This window comes from Calditrichota bacterium (assembly GCA_020637445.1).
Lineage (GTDB): Bacteria > Electryoneota > RPQS01 > RPQS01 > RPQS01 > JABWCQ01.
In genome coordinates this window covers 1,034,594-1,052,919 of sequence record JACJVZ010000001.1, presented here as the reverse complement: position 1 = coordinate 1,052,919, position 18,326 = coordinate 1,034,594, and the positions used below count along the sequence as shown (strand labels likewise).

Annotated in this window: 17 protein-coding genes; all 17 read right to left on the bottom strand. The window is 53.0% G+C overall.

What is annotated here, in order from left to right; translation table 11 throughout:
- Genes H6507_04370 through rnc form a run of 17 tightly spaced genes read right to left on the bottom strand, consistent with a single transcriptional unit; the run spans position 1 to position 18,318 of the window.
- Positions 1 to 933 (bottom strand): glycosyltransferase, encoded by a 933-nt coding sequence (locus H6507_04370; GenBank protein MCB9368328.1) that lies wholly within the window; start codon positions 931 to 933, stop codon positions 1 to 3.
- On the bottom strand, positions 933 to 2,012 hold the full coding sequence (locus H6507_04365; GenBank protein ID MCB9368327.1) for a glycosyltransferase: 1,080 nt from the start codon (positions 2,010 to 2,012) through the stop codon (positions 933 to 935). The genes H6507_04370 and H6507_04365 overlap by 1 nt, the downstream gene beginning before the upstream one ends.
- A complete protein-coding gene (locus H6507_04360) occupies positions 2,009 to 3,484 on the bottom strand; it encodes a polysaccharide biosynthesis protein (GenBank protein ID MCB9368326.1) in 1,476 nt (491 codons plus the stop codon). The genes H6507_04365 and H6507_04360 overlap by 4 nt, the downstream gene beginning before the upstream one ends.
- The gene (locus tag H6507_04355) at positions 3,474 to 4,634 is read right to left on the bottom strand and encodes a hypothetical protein (protein ID MCB9368325.1); all 1,161 of its coding nucleotides are present in this window, start codon (positions 4,632 to 4,634) and stop codon (positions 3,474 to 3,476) included. The genes H6507_04360 and H6507_04355 overlap by 11 nt, the downstream gene beginning before the upstream one ends.
- Positions 4,634 to 6,154 (bottom strand): 2,3-bisphosphoglycerate-independent phosphoglycerate mutase, encoded by a 1,521-nt coding sequence (locus tag H6507_04350; GenBank protein MCB9368324.1) that lies wholly within the window; start codon positions 6,152 to 6,154, stop codon positions 4,634 to 4,636. The genes H6507_04355 and H6507_04350 overlap by 1 nt, the downstream gene beginning before the upstream one ends.
- Positions 6,151 to 8,034 carry a selenocysteine-specific translation elongation factor gene (selB, locus tag H6507_04345; GenBank protein ID MCB9368323.1) on the bottom strand — a complete coding sequence of 628 codons (1,884 nt, stop codon included), beginning with the start codon at positions 8,032 to 8,034 and terminating at the stop codon, positions 6,151 to 6,153. Before selB ends, H6507_04350 begins: the two co-directional genes overlap by 4 nt.
- Entirely contained in the window at positions 8,034 to 8,258 is a 225-nt protein-coding gene (locus tag H6507_04340) for a hypothetical protein (protein ID MCB9368322.1), read from the bottom strand. Before H6507_04340 ends, selB begins: the two co-directional genes overlap by 1 nt.
- Before the next feature lie 3 nt (positions 8,259 to 8,261).
- Positions 8,262 to 9,005, bottom strand: a complete 744-nt coding sequence (locus H6507_04335; protein MCB9368321.1) for an rRNA pseudouridine synthase — start codon at positions 9,003 to 9,005, stop codon at positions 8,262 to 8,264.
- Between the two features lie 56 nt (positions 9,006 to 9,061).
- Positions 9,062 to 10,453 (bottom strand): PEGA domain-containing protein, encoded by a 1,392-nt coding sequence (locus tag H6507_04330; GenBank protein ID MCB9368320.1) that lies wholly within the window; start codon positions 10,451 to 10,453, stop codon positions 9,062 to 9,064.
- Between the two features lie 38 nt (positions 10,454 to 10,491).
- Positions 10,492 to 11,232 carry a slipin family protein gene (locus H6507_04325; GenBank protein ID MCB9368319.1) on the bottom strand — a complete coding sequence of 247 codons (741 nt, stop codon included), beginning with the start codon at positions 11,230 to 11,232 and terminating at the stop codon, positions 10,492 to 10,494.
- Positions 11,233 to 11,246: 14 nt separating this feature from the next.
- A complete protein-coding gene (locus H6507_04320; protein ID MCB9368318.1) occupies positions 11,247 to 12,536 on the bottom strand; it encodes a nodulation protein NfeD in 1,290 nt (429 codons plus the stop codon).
- 21 nt (positions 12,537 to 12,557) lie between these two features.
- Positions 12,558 to 13,937 (bottom strand): L-seryl-tRNA(Sec) selenium transferase, encoded by a 1,380-nt coding sequence (locus H6507_04315; protein ID MCB9368317.1) that lies wholly within the window; start codon positions 13,935 to 13,937, stop codon positions 12,558 to 12,560.
- Between the two features lie 4 nt (positions 13,938 to 13,941).
- Positions 13,942 to 15,471: a hypothetical protein gene (locus tag H6507_04310; GenBank protein ID MCB9368316.1), complete on the bottom strand. Its 1,530-nt coding sequence runs from the start codon at positions 15,469 to 15,471 to the stop codon at positions 13,942 to 13,944.
- Entirely contained in the window at positions 15,464 to 15,949 is a 486-nt protein-coding gene (locus H6507_04305) for a TlpA family protein disulfide reductase (GenBank protein ID MCB9368315.1), read from the bottom strand. The genes H6507_04310 and H6507_04305 overlap by 8 nt, the downstream gene beginning before the upstream one ends.
- 19 nt (positions 15,950 to 15,968) lie before the next feature.
- Positions 15,969 to 16,922, bottom strand: coding sequence for a redoxin domain-containing protein (locus H6507_04300; protein ID MCB9368314.1), 954 nt, complete (start codon positions 16,920 to 16,922; stop codon positions 15,969 to 15,971).
- A 55-nt stretch (positions 16,923 to 16,977) separates the two neighbouring features.
- A complete protein-coding gene (locus H6507_04295; protein ID MCB9368313.1) occupies positions 16,978 to 17,529 on the bottom strand; it encodes an NUDIX domain-containing protein in 552 nt (183 codons plus the stop codon).
- 3 nt (positions 17,530 to 17,532) lie between these two features.
- Positions 17,533 to 18,318 carry a ribonuclease III gene (gene rnc, locus H6507_04290; GenBank protein MCB9368312.1) on the bottom strand — a complete coding sequence of 262 codons (786 nt, stop codon included), beginning with the start codon at positions 18,316 to 18,318 and terminating at the stop codon, positions 17,533 to 17,535.
- Positions 18,319 to 18,326: the final 8 nt, after the last annotated feature.

Sequence of the window (18,326 nt, the reverse complement as noted above, 5' to 3'; positions counted from 1 at the left end):
TTATTTGTTTTTCTGCGACTGACGGTAGCCAGCCGCATATTGCCTGAGATGCAAGTAGTCAAACACAAATCTGGGAACTGTGCTACGAGACTTTATGTTCGCGTAGGCGCGGACTATCTGGAACACAGGAGCGGAACAGAGCAATCGATTGACGAATCTTTCGGCCGCGCCGAAGCGGTTTACTTCGTAGGGGTTGTTGAAAAGTCTGTCGAGATTTAGTTCTCGGAAAAGTTGCGGGTGCTTTTCGACCAAGCGCGGCACGCTGCCTTCTCCATACAACCGAACGATACTAAGAACTTCATCAATTGTACGAAAATGATGGTGAAGTGCAAGGGAAGAATTATCGCCGTAGATCGGTATTCCCGCTTGCTCGAGACGAACTCCAAGATCGAGGTCTTCCCCGCCCCAACGGTCAAAAGTTTCGTCGAACAGACCGATTTCCAGCAGGACTTGTTTTGGGACAGAACAGTTTCTTGTCAGAAAGTAACGACCCGGCAGCGGCGTGCTGGCTGGGAATTTCGCCGCACCGCCATTGTTTAAATAGTCGTTGATCGCTTTGAAATTCGGATTTGGAGCAAAATCGGATTTCCCGACGATTGCACATTTCCCTCTTTTGTGGGCTTCGACGTGTGCCGACACGAAGTTCTTACTTACCGTGTGGTCACCGTCAATCATGATGATAATATCACCGCGGGCCGCGCGAATGCCTTGGTTGCGGCCTTGTGAACGATTGCATTGTTCCGTGAGATAGAGCGGGTTCAGACGCGAATCGCTTTTCGACCGGAGCCATTCAATCGTATCATCCGAAGAGGCGCATTCAACGACAACGATTTCGTAGTCGTCTGCCGCGTAGTCCTGATCGAGCAATTGTGTTGCCAAGCGCTCGATGAATAGTCTCTGATTAAAGCTAATTACGACGACGCTGGCGGTCACTACTTCGTCCAACCAAATTTGCGGTAGTGGTCATAGAGTTGATCGGCGACGCTTGTGATCGAGTGCCGCCGCATCACCCAGTCACGGCCCTGCTCGGAAAGCAGCGACATTCGAGATGGTTCGTCCATGCATTGTCGCAAGACTTCAGCGATGCTTGCTTCGTCCGCTTGAATAAACGGATGCTCGCCGATCAAGGGGCGCATCGGTTCGGGGATATTTGTGATGACGGGAATGCCCATTGCAAGCGCTTCCACTCCACTCATACCGTACCCCCAGCCGCCATGATTGGTTAACTGGTCGACGAAGACGTCGCAGGTCCGTTTGGCCGCGCGTGCATCTGTGTACGACATGTCTTTAATCAAGACAAGTTCAACAGCATGCGATTTCGAAAGTTCTCTTATTGCGGAAACGGCGGCTGCGGTGCCTTTGAGCGGGTTGCGCGCGGCATGGCCGACACGAATCGGTTTGGATGGAGCATATGGCCGGTACTCAAATTTGCTCAGGTCGACGGGTAAATATGAATACTGTATGCGGTCGTCAAGAACGGCCAAGTCCCATTCGGGAGTAAAACGAATATCCGTAATGTCGTCGACGGCCGGAATGTAACCGCGCGAGCGAAGGTCTGATCCATGGAAGTAGGCGACGACACCTTTGTTCTTCTTTTTGAAGGCGCGGGCGAAGCGCGCATCCCGCGTGAAATCGGCGCCGCCGTCGAGGTGCAAGACGTCATAGTGCAGGAGGTCGTGCTGCTTTATCGCGATGCGGATCTTGCGCCAATTGTACTCGTCTCGCAAAGAAAACATCGCGCGAACAAGTGGGTTCGGATTCCAGACGGGTAGTTTGCCTGCGACGATGCGGGACGGGGTATTGTACGGGTCGTGCGCTACACTGCGACGAATTGCACGTACCCAAGAGCGATTGGGCATGCCGCGGAGATTGAGACAGATATCATCCGGGAAATCCCAGCGGCTATGCCAGAACGTCACGAACCTGCAAACATCGCCACGGCGTTCGTGCTCTTGTTTGAAAAGAGTCAACGTTCCGGAAACATGCTCCGGTGCGACATAGAGAATCTTCATCCGCGAATGAGACTCTTTATTGAACGAAGTTCGTTTTCAGGGAAGAACTTAAAAAGAACGAGTAGCACCGGAAATGCGACGGCAAGCGCGAATCGAAGCGAAACCGTCAACGGGAGCTCTGCGGCGATCGTAGTTATTCCTCCGGACAAAACGAACAACAAGAGAATCCGATTCCATTCATAACGAATCGGATAGATTTTGTTCGCCGTGAGATACAGCAATCCGGCCTGAATCACGAATGCCACCAATGTAATCCATGCGGCGGCCATCATTCCGAACTTAGGGATCAACAAGATATTTGCGACAATCGTAAAGACTGCGGCCGCGCCTGTGACCGCGGGCAGTTTTCGTGTGGCTTTCTTAAGATAGATTCCAACCATCAAGTTCGCGTAAATTCCGTCGAAAATATGCGCGGCAAGAATAATCGGGAAAACGCTTAGGCCTGCCCAAAACGCGGGCGCAATCACATTGCCGACGACCGGCAAATCGGTCATCACAAGCGGCGGGACGAAGAGGCTAAGCCAAACTAATAGCGCGGTCGATACGAGGACATAATATGTCATCGTCTTGGAAAAGAGCGTCGGAGCATGCTCGTCGTTGGCATGTTTCAGGAAGAATGGCTGCCACGCAAAGCGAAATGCGGCATTGACCACGCCCATGAACATTCCGAGTTTGTATCCGGCGGAATAGAGTCCCGCTTCGTCGACGCCTCTGAAAATCTCCAGTGCTTTGCGGTCTGCAAGCTCGACAATCATGACGAACAAGTAAGTCGGGATGTTAGGCAAACCGAAGAGCAGCATGTCGCGCAATAGCTGTTTGTCAAATTTGAATTCACAGGTACGCAGAATTCCGGGGAGAAGCAGCAGCGTCGTGACCACGCTTGCGATCAGATTTGCCCAGAGTACGCCGCGCACGCCCATGTTCAAACCGCCGATGAGCCAAACGTTCAGCCCAACGTTGATTAAAACGTTAATCAGTTTCTGAGTCGCGAAGGACATCGGACGGTTGTCGCTTCGCAATTTTAGGAATGGAAAGGCGCTGACAGTGTCAAAGAACAGAATGCCAATACAAATCAGGACATTCGTAGGCACGCTTGAAGGATCAAGGGGATTGAAAATTAGAATCGAACCAATGCCCCGATGAAAGACTGCAAGCAAAAGGCTCAGGCCGAGCGAAGAGACGAGAGTCGTTAGTAGTACGTTACCCGATATTTGGCTTTTCGTTTTGCCGTGGTCTGACAGATTGTAGAACCGGAGATACGAAATGTCCAAACCGTAAAAATAAAACGTTTGGACGATTGCCAAAAAGAGATAATAGAGTGAGAGTTCGCCGTAGTCTCCCGCCGTCATTTTGTGACTGTAATACGGGAGCAGCAAGAACGTCACGGACCGAGTCAGGACATGCGCGAGTCCGTAAACGACCGACTCTTTTGTCAGCGAGCGAAGTTTGTGAGAGACGCCGTTAGAAGACAAAGAGTGTGTAAGGGATTAGTAATACCGCCGCCAGCAGCCACGGAGACATGCGGCGGACGAAGGAGTGTTCAATTCCGATTAGGAATGCGGGCCAAGCGGCAAAAAGATAGCGGGCTTCAGCCTGATTATAGCGAAAGTTGAGCCACACATAGCCTGCGAGAACAACGCTGAAAATCGGAAGAGCCCATTTTGAATCGCGAACGCTTGCAAAGATTCCTGAAACTACTCCCACAACAACCGCGAGCGCGGGTGTAAAAAGAAGCAGGCCTTTCCAATGTTGCCAAAGTTCGCTCCATGGGAAAACTGCCGAGCGTGCGGCATAAAACAAAGACTCAAAGCCCGGAATGCGAAACGACGACTCACCGAAACCTGCGGCGAGCGGAATCACGCTGCCAAACGTGAAATAATTGTACAGCGCGAGTGGAGTGACGCCAATCACTAAATAAGCTGCGCCAATAAGGGAGCGGCTCGTCGACGTCGCACGGCAACGACGAATGGCCAATACTATTAAGGGGAATACAAGCAAGACAGAGAGCTTTATGTACAACCCCAATATGAACGCGATCATCAACCACGCCAAATTTCGCGCAGACGTGTAACGCTCATGTTCGAGATAGGCCCACGTCATCCAACCAATGGCAAGCCAAGCAAGCAGTTCATTTCCAGCTTGTGTTGAGAACCTGACAAAGACCCCAGATAAAGCGAGAAATACGGCAAACAGAGACGTGGTGCGGACATCGAGCCCCCGGCCCAAAACGGACGTAATCTTTATGCCGACCAAAAACAAAAGCAACATAAAGAGGAGAGAGAGCGCACGTCCCACGAGCGCCACGGTTTTCGATTCACTGATCTCTAGCGCTTTGCAGATGGACGCGTGAATGATGTAATAGAGCGGAGACTGGTAATTCTCAAAGGTCGGTAATTCGCCGTGCGTGACCGATGTGATTGCAGCCGCGTGCCGTGGCAGCGATCCAGTTTCGAGAATGTGTTTTGTAAAGCCTACATGTGCTGCTTCGTCATTGTAGGCGGACAGCCGGCCGGGTTGTTCAGGTTGATTAAAAGGGGTCTCAATCAGAAACGCGACACGTAAGACAAGTCCTATCAGGAGTGCCGCTACGACGGCGGCTTTGTGCTCTCCAAAAATGTGCACTACTTGGCAAGCAAGGATTGACCAGTCATCTCTTTGGGCTGAGGCAAGCCGATGTACTCGAGGACGGTCGGAGCAAGGTCGGCAAGTCGTCCACCCTGCCGAAGTTTGTAAGACGGGTCGGCGTTCACTAAGGCCACGGGAACCGGGTTTGTCGTGTGAGCCGTGTGCGGGCCATTTGTTTTATCGTCCCACATTTGCTCTGCGTTGCCGTGATCCGCTGTGATGAGAACCGCGTAGTCAGACTCTTTGGCGGCGTCTATCATTGCCTGCGCACCTTTGTCCACCGCTTCGACGGCTTTGATGGCGGCTTCCAGTACGCCCGTGTGCCCGACCATGTCACAATTCGCAAAGTTAATGCAAATGAAATCGTACTGCTTGCTTCTGATGGCTGCACAAAGTTTTTCAGTCACTTCAGGCTGGCTCATTTCCGGCTGCAAGTCGTAGGTTGCGACCTTAGGAGACTGCACGAGAATGCGATCTTCGCCTGAAAAGGGCGTATCATCTCCGCCATTAAAGAAGAAAGTGACGTGCGGATATTTCTCCGTTTCGGCGATGCGAAGTTGTTTTAGACCCTTTTCGCTGAGAACTTTGCCGAGAATGCTGGTGAGTTTCTGCGGCGGGAACAGCACGGGAAACTTGTAGGCTTCGTGGTATTGCGTCATCGTCACATAGGTTGATACCTTGACGGGACACGGAAACTCTTCGAAACCGGGGTCCGTGAGCGCGTTGGTCAACTGGCGCGCGCGATCGGAACGGAAATTGAAAAAGAGAACACTGTCTCCCGAATGCAGACGGGCGGACTCATCGGCTACGACGACCGTCGGTAGGATGAATTCATCCGTCACATCCGACTTGTATGAGTTCTCGACTGCTTCGACTGCGGAATTCGCAGTTAGTCCTTGTCCGAGACAAATTGCATCATAGGCCTTCTTTACCCTGTCCCAACGTTTGTCACGGTCCATTGCATAATAGCGGCCGGAAACTGTCACGATGCGGCCAACTTTGAGTTCGCGTGTCCACCCTTCCAGAGTTTTGACGTGGTCTTTTCCGCTGTGCGGAGGCGTGTCGCGACCGTCTGTGAACACGTGAATATTGACGTTGGTGAATTCGTTTTCTTTACATGTTTCGAGGATGGCGCGGATATGATTTAGTGAAGAATGCACTCCACCGTCGCTTACAAGGCCGAACAGATGAAGTGCGACTCCGCGAGATTTCAGGTCTCGAATCAGACTCAGCAAAACCGGATTCTGATGAAACTCATGATTGCGGATCGAGAGATCGATACGAGTAATGTCTTGATAGACAACGCGACCTGCTCCGATATTCAAATGGCCTACTTCGCTGTTCCCCATTTGTCCAGCGGGGAGACCAACGTTTTCGCCGGACGTAATCAGAGTTGCGGACGGGGACGTCTTCCACATTTGGTCGAGGAAAGGAGTGTTTGCGCGAGTGACAGCGTTGTAGGGACCGTCCGGCGCAAGGCCGTAACCGTCTAATATGGTCAAAATAATTTTTTTCACAGGGGATCGGCTTTGTCGAAGTTGCGGCCCGGCACACGTTCGTTGCCACGGCGTTCTGTGATGCCTTTTGTGTCGAGATATTCAAGAAACGGAACGACGTACTTCCGCGAAGAATTCAGATGCTTGCTGAGATCTGAGACTTGAAACGACCCAGTTTTGCGAAGCAGTTCGCGAACCTTGTCGACGGCTCGGTCGAACTGCAATTTTTCAAAAAAGAGATCGGTGCCGAGCCGCATTGCGAGGTTCGTGCGGAATGCCGTAACGAGAGCTTGCTCGATTTCAGTTTTCGGTCTCTTTAGGGATTCGCTTAGGACTGATGAAGACGACGGTGCAAAACCATCCCTGGATAACTGCGCGATCACTTGGCTAATGAGCGCCGCGAGCTTGTCATCCACTTTCTTGACAGCACTCGGGAGACGGTAGAGCGGGCCATCTTGCGCGATTTCCCTCGTCTTTAGGAGATCGGAGAGCGTGATCTCAAGCAATTGCTGCGGCAAGAGCGGGAGTTTCGCCGCAATTTGTGTCGTTGAGAACCCCGGCTCCGCGGCTTGTGTTTTATGCAAGTGCTTTAGATGCTCGACGACCTTGACTTTCCAAGCCGCGAAAGAGTCAGCATGAAATACGAATGTCGAATGTTGTCTGCAGCCAGTCTCCGCACGCAGGAAACTTTCTTTAAATACAGATTCGGAGATTGCGAACATCGCGAGCAAGCGCGACATCTGAACCGCGAAAGGCGCCCGAATCTTGAGCCAAGCGGGCAGAGCTTTGCCGCCGTCGACATCGTACAAACCGGAGAGAAGCGAGGCCGTTTGCTCTCTGAATTTTCCACCGCGCAACGACGGATCGATATCGAGGACAACTCCGCCGCCGAGAGTTTCGAGCGGAGAATAGCGACGCAGGATCAAACGATCTGAGAATGCCGCGACGACCGGTTCATCGAGGAGCAAAAGAGCGGATTTGAACGCATTTGTTTCGCCGATCAAGCGATAGCGGCCCATGACTTCCTGCGTGCCAATCAAAACGCGGACGCGCTGACGGTCTTTTACGACGGGAGCTTCGGGAATTTGGTCGAAAACGATGCCCAGCCTGCGGGAGGATAATAGTGATCCGGGTTGGGTGATCGTTTGCCCGCGAACGGGAGTTTGGTCCGAATTCAAATTCAGAGCAGCGCGCATGCCGGACATGATCTGAGTTTGTTCGCGCGCATTTGTTTGCAGTTGTTTTACGCGAGCGGAGACCGTTCCGGGATTCAATTCCACTTTTTGATCGCGCTGAACAGATCCTGAAAGCACCGTTCCCGTGACCACAGTACCGTGGCCATGAATCGTGAAGACACGATCAATGGGGATGCGCAGGACGTCCGATTTGTTGCGGCGAGGAAGTTTGGGGAGTTCTGTAATGAGAAACTTGCGTAAGTCCTCAATCCCTTGACCCGACAGGGAATCCACTTCAAAGAGCGGCGCATCGCGCAAGAAAGTACTCTGCGTGGCGGCGCGAATTTGTTCTTTGACAAGAGACCGCCATTCTGACTCGGTAACACCGCATTTCGTCAAGGCGATTGAGCCGTGCTTGATGCCGAGCAAACGCAGAATGTGGAGGTGTTCACGTGTCTGCGGCATCACGCCGTCGTCAGCCGCTATTACGAGCAGTGCGAAGTCGACGGTTGACGCACCAGCGACCATGTTGTGAATAAATTTCTCATGACCGGGAACGTCGATAATAGCCGCGACGTCATCGAGAAAGGCAAAGCCCAAGTCGATTGTGATCTTGCGGCGTTTTTCTTCGGGCAATCGGTCGGGATCGGTGCCGGTTAGTGCACGGACCAATGAAGACTTACCGTGATCAATGTGTCCGGCCGTGCCGACAATGACATGACCCATCAGTCGTGGCGGAAGATACTCTGCATGTCAAAAGTATGATACTCCGCCATGCACCATTGGCAGCCATTGTACTGCGGGCGATGCTGCGTGTCAATCATTCGCTTGACCTGATCCAAAGTGTAAACCTTGCGGCGTTTGTCTTCGGGAATATCCTTGATCTTGCATTCGTACTTAGGCGACGCCATGCTGTGGATGATCAATTTTTCTTCATCAACCAAGTACATGATTTAATCCTCGTCAGTATTTTGTTCTGAGTCCTGACTAGTCTTTGCGCGTAGTGATTTCATTTCGGCGTGTGTCAATTCGCGCCATTTTCCGGGGCGGAGTTTTCCGAGTTTCAGTCCGGCTTGTTCAACCCGACTTAGAGAAATTACGTGGGAGCCGAGCGAAGTTACCATACGCCGCAGTTGCCGCTTGCGACCTTCGGCAAGAGTCACTTCGTAAACAGCCGGTGTTATCTCTATGACTTCAAGCGCCTGTGCCGGGCCATCGGACAGCATTATTCCGCGCACAAGTTTCATGGCTTGTTTGCGTTCGAACGGCGGATGAACTTCCACTCGATAGACTTTTTTCGAACCGAAGCGCGGGTGCGCGAGCTTGTGAGCAAGATCGCCGTCATCAGTAATCAAGAGAAGACCGGAAGAATCCTTGTCCAACCGGCCGACTGGAAAGTAGCGACGGTCATTCGGCAAGTAGTCGAGAATAATCGGACCCTTTTCACGGCCGTGTTTACACGTGCTCAGTACGCCAACTGGTTTGTGAAAGATGATGACGCGCGGATCCGGCGCTTCGAGCACGCGTTCGCCATCGACCAAAACAATATCGCGCAAACCGTCCACGATTGTTCCGAGTGTGCGCACGACTTTTTCGTTTACTTTGACACGGCCCGATGCAATGAGCGTGTCGGCGGCCCTTCGAGAGCAAACTCCATGACGCGCGAGGTAGCGATTCAGGCGTTCTTTTTCATGCAAAAAACCCTCTTGGCGAGGGTCTGCTTGCTGCCTGCCCGATCCCTGCGCAGCGCGGCTCAACCTTGAGTCAGGATGTTTGATTTTTTGAACCGCGCCTGCCACGTCTCGAGGGGGATATCAGTCTTAACTTTGAACTTGAGAGAACGTTTACTGAAAAACGCATTTATGCGTATCGTAATCTCAGCAACTTGGCCGTCATTCAGCTTAATGATGTCTTCGGCGACCAAATCGTCGTATTGAATTTTTATCGCGCGATCACCGGGATACAAACTGCCAAGCAAGGTCGCGTCGTAGGTACCCTTGGGTCCGTCAAGGATCAGCTCGTTGTCGACGAAGACCCGCAGTTTGGCGGCGTCGAAACGAGGAAAGTTCTCGTTCGGCACGACCGCAACCAAGGCAGAACCGCTGAGGCGTTCATAGGTGCCGACGACCGTGTGGTCAGAATTTTCAGTGGTAATGCTCAAGCGAACCGGATCGGGAGTTTTGTAACCGGGAACATCTGCGAATTCGATCACGCGCGCCCCGTAATCCGCGCTGACTTTTGCCGAGCCGACTCCTACCGACGTGCCGTCGACTTTAATACCAGCGGCCAAAGGTTTGGTTTGAATTGTGAGCTGGGGTACAGGGAGCCTTTCTTTCGGTTGGAGAGAAAACGCGGCGAGTTCGTTCTCATTGTCTTCACGGAGTGCGACTTCGATGCTGTCCGGAGTTGCGACATAACCGGTCAGTTCAAGAGAGAAGACGTAGTAGCCACGATCCAATCCTCTGAAAGTATGTGGTGTGACACTCGGAGTGCGCGCGCCGTTGACGATGATTGCGGCGCCGGGTGGTTCCGAGGTTACGCTTATTTGAGTTCCAACAAGCGATTTGCGCTGTTCTTCGGTCATTACTTCCGGCTTGCCTGAGCTTTGCGGCTTGGGAGTATAGGTGCCCGGCGAAGACTGGGACGGAGAGCCATAGTCAGAAGAATAGTCGTCCTCTGAGAAGTCCAACAAGGACTTTCTGGGAGGAGCGGCCGGGATGGAACGTATCATTGCTTCGTCGGTGGCAAAAACGTCTTGTCTGACGCCGTCGCGGACCGGAATGACATCCGGTTGTGCCGCTTGATTGGAATCAGTCAAGACAAATGTCGCGACGGACGCGCGGTCCTTTTGGACTTCAACGATCGCTACCTCGGGATCGGAAATCAGGCCGGGGGCGCGAAGCGTAATGAGCCTCCTCCCTACCGGGATATCTAAGAGGACAGTGTCGGTTTGTGCGCCAGCCTGCGCACCATCGATATAGATCTCCGCTCCCTTTATCGTGGAAGTAATGCGAACTTGCCCGACGGGAGTAGCATCACGATTCAGCACCCACCATGCTGCGACGGCAATGATGATCAGCGGAATGCCAATCTTGGCAAGGCTGCCGAGGAGTTGTACCAGCGGATGTTTGTTGCGACGCGGCATACTGAGCTGAGTCTTTCAGTAGTTTCTTGTTGATCCGATTAAGATTTCAGGAACGGTTTTAGGAGATCTATGGGAATCGGGAAGACCGTCACTGAGTTTTTTTCCGCAGCGATCTCGACCAGCGTTTGCAGGTATCGAAGCTGGAGGGCTTCGGGGTGAGCCGCGATGACAGATGCGGCCTCCGTCAACTGGCCTGCGGCTTGCCGTTCACCTTCGGCGGCGATGATTTTTGCGCGGCGTTCGCGTTCGGCTTCGGCTTGACGAGCCATGGCACGTTTCATTTCTTGAGGCAAGTCGACGTGTTTCAACTCTACAAGCGAGATTTTAATTCCCCACGGGTCCGTTTGGCGGTCAATGATCTCCTGCAACTCGTCGTTAATTTTCTCACGCTCGGAGAGAATCTCATCGAGTTGGATTTGACCAAGGACCGAGCGCAGCGTCGTTTGCGAGAGCTGGCTCGTTGCAAACATGTAATTCTCAACATCCAAGACCGCTTTTGAAGGGTCCAACACGCGGAAATAAACCACGGCGTTCACTTGCAAAGAAACGTTGTCGTGCGTGATTACGTCCTGCGGAGGTACGTCCAACACCACGGTGCGCAAGCTGACCTTCACCATGCGGTCAACCAGCGGGATTAGGATGATCAATCCCGGTCCCTTGACGCCGATTACGCGGCCCAGACGAAACACAACTCCGCGCTCATATTCATTCAGAACTCGAATCGAAGTTGCGAGAATGAAGACTGCGAAGACGACGATAAAAGCGAGAAACGGTAACATGGCGACTCCTTTGATTAAGACGCCTGATCAGACATCGGTTCTACTGTCAATTTCATGCCGTTCACGGAAACCACTTTGACTTTGGAACCGCGCGCCACGGAAACTGTGGAACGTGCGGACCAAACTTCTCCATGAACGAGTACTTTGCCTTCCGGTGACAGATCGGTTGAAACGGTGCCGGTTTCGCCGACCAATCCTTCAGAACCCGTGAGAACTTTGCGTGACTGGGCACGCAAGCCCATGCCAACGACGAAGGCAAAGAAAAGTGCTGTCACGATGGCGGCGGGAATAATCAATCCCAACCCCACCTGCAGGCCGGAGAGTCCCGGCTGAAAGAGCATAAGTGATCCCAGAGTCATACTGACGACTCCTGCGATGGATAACAGTCCGTAACTTGTTATCTTGATTTCGAGAATGAACAGGATGATCGCGAAGATGATCAGCAACAAACCGGCCCAACTGATCGGCAGAAGCTGCAAGCTGAAGAACGCGACAATCAACGACAAGCCGCCGACGACACCGGGAAGAATCGCTCCCGGATTGTAAAGCTCAAAGAACAACCCATAGATGCCAATCAGCAAAAAGATGTACGCGATATTCGGATCGGCGATCAGATCGAGAATCTTCAGTCGAAGCGACATCGGAGAGTTAACGATTTGCGCGTTTTCCGTGTTCAGCGTGTCGGTTTCATTGTTGACCGTCACGACGCGCCCGTTCAGTGCACGAAGCAAGGAATCAGCGGTCGGAGCAATAATTTCGATGACTCCCAGATCGAGGGCTTCTGTTTCAGTGATCGACTTGCTTTCTCGGACGGCAAGCTCCGCCCATTCCGCGTTGCGGCCGTGTTTTTCGGCAAGCGTACGCGCGAAGGCGGCAGCATCATTTGTGATTTTGCCTTCCATGACCCCGGACGTATCCTGCTGCTGCTGACCGCCGATGCCGCCAAGGCCGACGGGATGTGCCGCGCCGATATTCGTGCCGGGAGCCATTGCCGCGACATGCGACGCGAGCGTAATGAAGACACCGGCAGACCCCGCGCGTGCGCCGGACGGTGCGACATAAACGACTACAGGTATCTCGGACGCGAGGATCGACTTGCACATGATGCGCGTCGTTTTCAAGAGTCCGCCGGGCGTATCCATTTCGATGATTAGCGCCTCGGCATTCGCCTCGCGAGCGTCTTCGAGGGCGGTTTCCAGCATCTCGTTGGCCACGGGGCCAATCGCGCCGTCAATCGTCAGCCACTGGATTGTTTTGGCCTGAGCGAAAGACGCAAAGAGCAGTATGAGTATGAGCCGTATCATGATTGTCACGGCGAACCGCAGTTAGTGCGATTCTGAAATTACTTCGCACAAAAGGTCAATTTCCGAGTCGGCAACCGTGCGCATATTCAGGCAGACAAGATCATCCTGAACGACGGAGACTATTGGTGTCCTTGATTGCCGAAGTTTCTTCGACCAGCGCGCCGCCGTCGTATTCTCCGGAAGACATGCGACCGCGAACGAAGGCAGTGGTTCCGCCGGAAGCGTTCCGGAGCCCGCGTAGGCAGGCAGTTCTCGCACATCCAGCGTTTGCCAGCCTGTTTGCTGCGCGAGTTTCTGTTTGACGCTTGCGGCACGTGCCCGGGTCGTATCAAGAGGTTCAGAGAACATTTGCCACGCAGGGATTTCCTTGTTTGGACGATCCGGATGAAGGAAGCTGTTCAGCGTGGCGGAAAGGGCTGCAACCTCGAGCTTGCCGGGGCGCAAGACTCGCGCCAACGGGGATTTCTTGAGTTTTTGGACAAGACTCTTCTTCCCCATGATCAATCCGGCCTGTGGGCCGCCGAGGACTTTGTCCCCTGACACCAAAACCAAGTCGGCACCGTCGGCAAGGCTCTGTGCTACATGCGGCTCTTCCGGCAGTCCGATTTTTGCCCAGTCCCACAGCAGGCCCCCGCCTAAATCGTCCACACAGAGCAAACCGTGTTTGCGAGCCAGATCAGCGAGGTCCTTGATGACGACGCTTTCCGTGAAGCCGTCTATTCTGTAGTTCGAGGGATAGGCACGCAGAAGCATCACAGATTTGTCCGTGACGGCAGCGGCGAAATCGGCAATGCGAGTGCGGTTTGTAGTACCGACCTCGACTAACTTTGCTCCAGCACGGGACATGATCTCGGGCAAGCGGAAGCTCCCTCCGATCTCAATCAGTTGGCCGCGCGACACGATGACTTCACGCTTCGACGCCAGGGTATTCAGAACCAAGAACAGCGCGGCCGCGTTATTGTTTACCATCAAGGCGGCTTCCGCACCCGTTAGCCAACACAATAGTGATTCCACGTGGGTCTGACGATCACCGCGTTGACCGGTGTCCATGTCTATTTCGAGATCGCAATACCCGGCGGACTCGACGACCGCCTTGATTGCAGTCTCAGACAACGACGCACGGCCTAAGCCTGTGTGGAGAATGATCCCCGTGGCATTGATGACTCTGCGCGGCGCGGAATTCAGATATGCGTTGATTTTGGAAAGAGCGCTGTGCGCGATTGCGGATTCGTCCGGCGCGCTTTTCCCCTGCTCAATCTTCGCGCGCGCGAAGTCTATTTCTTCGCGAATAACACGTGATTGCAGCGGAACTGAGACGGATTCACGCAGATTGCGAAATTCGGGGCGCTCGAGCAAACGATCCACACCCGGCAAAGTACGTCGTGCGTCACTCTCTGCCATGGAATTAGAGCGACGTTTCGAGCGTCAACCGCAAACCGGAAAATGCCTGCACTTGCCGGCAAACGCCGTTAGAGCATTTCAGTCCGCCGCGTTCACTGCCGTAGAACAATATGGCGCGATGCTTGCCCCCGGAGAATTTCCACGCAGCCTCGCCCGAAATCCACTGATTGCCTTCGCGCTTCTGCAGCGCTTCGTCGTCCGTAAACTGAACGGCGGCGTTGATTGAAAACGATCCGTTCGGAACCCACGATACCGAATAAAGCATGTCGTGGTACTTCTCGTCGTTTTTCAATTTGTCCTTAATGAAAAGCTGTTCGGTCTCGAATTCAATTTCCTGCGAACCCTTGAACGGGAAATTGGCGCGCACTTGCGTCCACAAACGCTTCTGCCATTCCGTGGCGGCTTCTTCGTTGGCTCCGACCTCTACGTACACTTCCTGTCCGCCGTCGAAATAGTGTTCGACGTTGCCGAACATCTCCCAGAACGGACGGAATTTCTCTTCGAGTTTGGGCAACGGAATAGACTCGTCTTCATCGTTGTGATGGCTATTTGCGTTGTAGTGCCCCATTACAAACGTGTTTTCGCCAATTGAACCTGACAGTTCGGCCTGAACGCCGACTTCATCCGGAATATTCAAGACGTGCGGATCGCGGCTCTGCAAAAGCCTCGGACCGACTTCACGATATGTCGTCGGCGGGTTTTGCATCGGCGTGACCTGATTGTAGGCGTAGTCGGCATATTGTGCGAGAAGCGACCATCCCCATTTTGAAACGGTGACGCCGACAAACGTCGCATGGCCGTTGGAATTGCCGCCCTGCAAAATCATTTCGTTCCACGCGCGTTCGCCATAGAGATTGAAGATGCCGCGAGTGAAATTCCAGTCAACGCCCGCGACACTGGATTCTGAATAGAATCCGCTGTCGTTGTAGGCATAGCTGAATCCGAGATGTTCCGCACCGGGTGACAGTTGGATGCGGCCGGCAGTTGAGGTCAGTTCATTGACGAGCGGCCCTTGGGCTGTTTTACCCGTCAATCCAATCAACTTGATTGATCCAGCATCAACTTGCACGCGCGCGCCATCGAGTTCGGAATCGAAATAGAGATCGCGATTTTCAAAAGAGCTGAAAGTCAATCCTGACGCCCAAATGTCGCTGAAGTGTCCAAAGCGAAACTTGAGCGGATGAATCTGTCCCTCGAAGAATCTCTTGTCGAAACGGTTCTCTTGCACGAGCCCGAGTTGATCGACATCGGATTCGGCAGGCTTAAAATACAGGAAGCGTCCGCCGAGGTGGTAGTTCCCACTGAAGAGATCTAAGCGTAAACGGTCCTCAACAAAGCGCCGGGCGATGGTGTTGTCAGGATATTCGACGGGCGAACCATCCGGATTGGTCGCGCCGATACGACGCTGGTCAACGTCGCGGCCGTTGTCGAAGCGCAGGTAATTTGATCCGTCGAATTCTATGTCGTCGAGCTGTGCAAAGGCCGAAACCGATACCAGCAGGAATGTGCAGACAAATAACAGAGTTTTATTCACCGGGCGACTCTATCAGTTGATTTGCTTTGGAGAGCATTTCGGACGGATCTTTCATTTCGCCGATGCTCTTGTAGACAGGCGATCCACCTTCATCGAGCACGACGGTAAAGGGAATCGACGTGCCGCCGTAGAGCTTCAGGACTTCTCCGTCGGGGTCAAGCAGCGCCGTCCATTCGTAACCCTTGGAATCGAGAAACGGTTTGACACGGCTCTTTGTTTTCTGATTGTCTTCGGAAATTAAGATAACGTTCATGCCGCGCTTCTGCAAGTCGTCATACGTGTCTTTCAACTCGGTCATTTCACGTTTGCAGGGCTTGCACCACGAGGCCCAAAAGATAAGCAAAGTCGGACGACTGCCTGAGTTTTCGGAAAAACTGTACTCTCCACCCTGCGCATTGGCCAGAGTCCAGTTGCGACCCGCGGCTTGGGCGGCGTGGAAAGTTATTGCGACAAAAAGGAGTGCGAGAAGGCTTTTCACGTAGGTTTTCCCTGTCATCTTAGTTGGCAATGTCAAATTCTGCAATCAAAGTCTCTACCGCGCTGCGCAATTCCGCCTCGCTGATGCTTTGCCAACGATAGCGGATCGTGCCCGTGGGATCGATCAAGAAATTCGTGGGACAACTGGCGACGTCGTAGTCTTCATAGGCCGTAGTTTGCTGTGCCCACAACAAGGGGAACTGCAAACCCAGAGTCGGATGCGTACTCTTGTAGATACTGAAGAGTGACCACGGATCACTGGCGTCAACTCCGAAGAATGCCAATTGTCCGGCATATTGCGGGTCGGCGTAAACAGTTTGAATATGCGGGAATTCGGCGAGGCACGGGTTACAGGTGTAGAAGAAGAAAGAGACCAAAACAATCTTGCCGCGATAGTCTTGCAGTCGGAAGATTGAACTGTCGAGATCACTCGGCAAAGTGAAGACAGGAGCAAGTTCTCCGACCGTGGAGCCCGCAGACAACGGAGTGAATCCGCTGGTTATGCGTGCGGTATCGCCTTCGGCCAATGTGACTGTCCAACGAGCGGGAGCGTCGGTGGCGTGCCCTTCAAGATAGGCTGAAACATCCCACGTGCCGACGCTCAAGCCAAACACCGAGGGCGGTACGGAACCAACCGCTTCGTTGTTCACGATGATTTGCGTGTTCTCCGGGGCATTGGTCAATTCGATTGCCGCAGCCGGCGCCGCCGACGTCAACAACGATACGGTTCTTGCTTCGTTTTCACCAAGAGTGATTTCCTCTGAGGATTGGAAGTAGCCGGGCTTGCTCGTCTCAACAAGATATGTACCTGCGACAAGTCCTGAAATCGTTCCTGGTGTAACGACAGATTGCGCCGTGCCGTCAAGATAGATTCGCGCGCCGAGAACTTCGGTCCCCTGGTCGTCGTGCAATTCCACGAAGATCTGACCTTGATCGACCTTTGTTTCTTGGATTTCACAACCGAAGAAAAGCAACGATAATGAGAGAAGTATGTTAACGAGTCCTAAAATGCGCATAGGGAAAGCAATTCTAAAGGATTTCGTGGTGTTCCATTGAATACAAGACTTCGGCTTGTCGAATAATGTCGCGGTGCGTGTCAAACGCCAAGCATGGCAACGACGTCGTGTCGTACCAATGCGCTTCGACGGCGTCGTCTCCGGCTACGGCAGTCGCGTCGCGGATTTCGCAGGCCACGGAATAGGCAAGCACGAGAACATGCCCAAAAACGTGATCATCGTGGGTGGTTGCGGAAATCAGCTTTCCGGGCGAACATTTAATGCCCGTTTCTTCAAAGACTTCCCTGCATATTGCACTTTCGGGGGTTTCTCCTTGTTCCATAAAACCCGAAGGCAACGCCCACAACCCGGCGCCGGGGTCAACACCCCTGCGAATTAACAAAACGCGGCCATTCTGAATCAGAACGGCCGCGACTGCCGGCAAGGGGTTCAAGTACACGACGTTCCCACACGACAGGCAAACCGGCCTTACTCGCCCGTCGAGAAGTTTCTGCGTCAGATGTTCCCCACATCGCGCACAATATCGATATTGCTCCAAATCGTCTCCGCGGATTGTTTCCGTCATCATTTATTCGGAGGTAGAATCCAAGTTGAATTCGTCATTATTCAAGAGCCCGAGCTTGCTTGCGGCTTCAGAGGCCGCTTTTTGCTCGGCTGTCTTCTTGGAAGTTCCTTCTCCTTTACCGTAGGAGACACCGTTTAAGAATATTTCGACCACAAACCGCTTTGCATGATCCGGTCCGGATTCGTCAATCAAACGATACTCCGGGCTATCCCAAGCATTGGCCTGAGCATGTTCTAACACAAGACTCTTGTAGTTGACGTATTCGTCTTTAGTGACAATCTCTCGCCAATTGTCCAGAAGGTGCGTTTCTATGAATGTACGCGAAGGTTTCACACCGCCATCGAGGTACATCGCACCAATCAGGGCTTCGAAAGCGTCCTCGAGAATGGAGGCGCGATTACGGCCTCCTGCCCGGTCTTCATTCTCACTTAGGATCAAGAACTGACCGAGCTGAATTCTCTTGGCCGCGCCTACTAACGACGTGCCCGACACGATCACCGACCGAAGTTTTGTCAATTGGCCTTCGACCATACCCGGAAAGAGATGGTAGAAGTACTCGGCGATGATGAAGTCGAGCACGGCATCACCCAGAAACTCAAGCCGTTCGTTGGATTCGTGCCGTCCGAGGTTTTCTTTGTTCAGAACACTGCGGTGGCGGAGCGCCGAAAGCAGCAACTGAGCATCCTTGAATTTGTAGCCGATCGTCATTTCGAGTTTCCGCAACTGCTGACGCACTTCGCGGGAAACGTCTCCCTGACTCCGAAGCAGCATGTCGCGAAACCAGTTCATGCGATCGC

Excerpts from the sequence above, each read along its gene's own strand:
- H6507_04365 (MCB9368327.1), bottom strand. The coding sequence starts at position 2,012 with ATGAAGATTCTCTATGTCGCACCGGAGCATGTTTCCGGAACGTTGACT.
- selB (MCB9368323.1), bottom strand. The coding sequence starts at position 8,034 with ATGGGTCATGTCATTGTCGGCACGGCCGGACACATTGATCACGGTAAG.
- H6507_04340 (MCB9368322.1), bottom strand. The coding sequence starts at position 8,258 with ATGTACTTGGTTGATGAAGAAAAATTGATCATCCACAGCATGGCGTCG.
- H6507_04330 (MCB9368320.1), bottom strand. The coding sequence starts at position 10,453 with ATGCCGCGTCGCAACAAACATCCGCTGGTACAACTCCTCGGCAGCCTT.
- H6507_04325 (MCB9368319.1), bottom strand. The coding sequence starts at position 11,232 with ATGTTACCGTTTCTCGCTTTTATCGTCGTCTTCGCAGTCTTCATTCTC.
- H6507_04320 (MCB9368318.1), bottom strand. The coding sequence starts at position 12,536 with ATGATACGGCTCATACTCATACTGCTCTTTGCGTCTTTCGCTCAGGCC.
- H6507_04315 (MCB9368317.1), bottom strand. The coding sequence starts at position 13,937 with ATGGCAGAGAGTGACGCACGACGTACTTTGCCGGGTGTGGATCGTTTG.
- H6507_04295 (MCB9368313.1), bottom strand. The coding sequence starts at position 17,529 with ATGACGGAAACAATCCGCGGAGACGATTTGGAGCAATATCGATATTGT.
- rnc (MCB9368312.1), bottom strand. The coding sequence starts at position 18,318 with ATGAACTGGTTTCGCGACATGCTGCTTCGGAGTCAGGGAGACGTTTCC.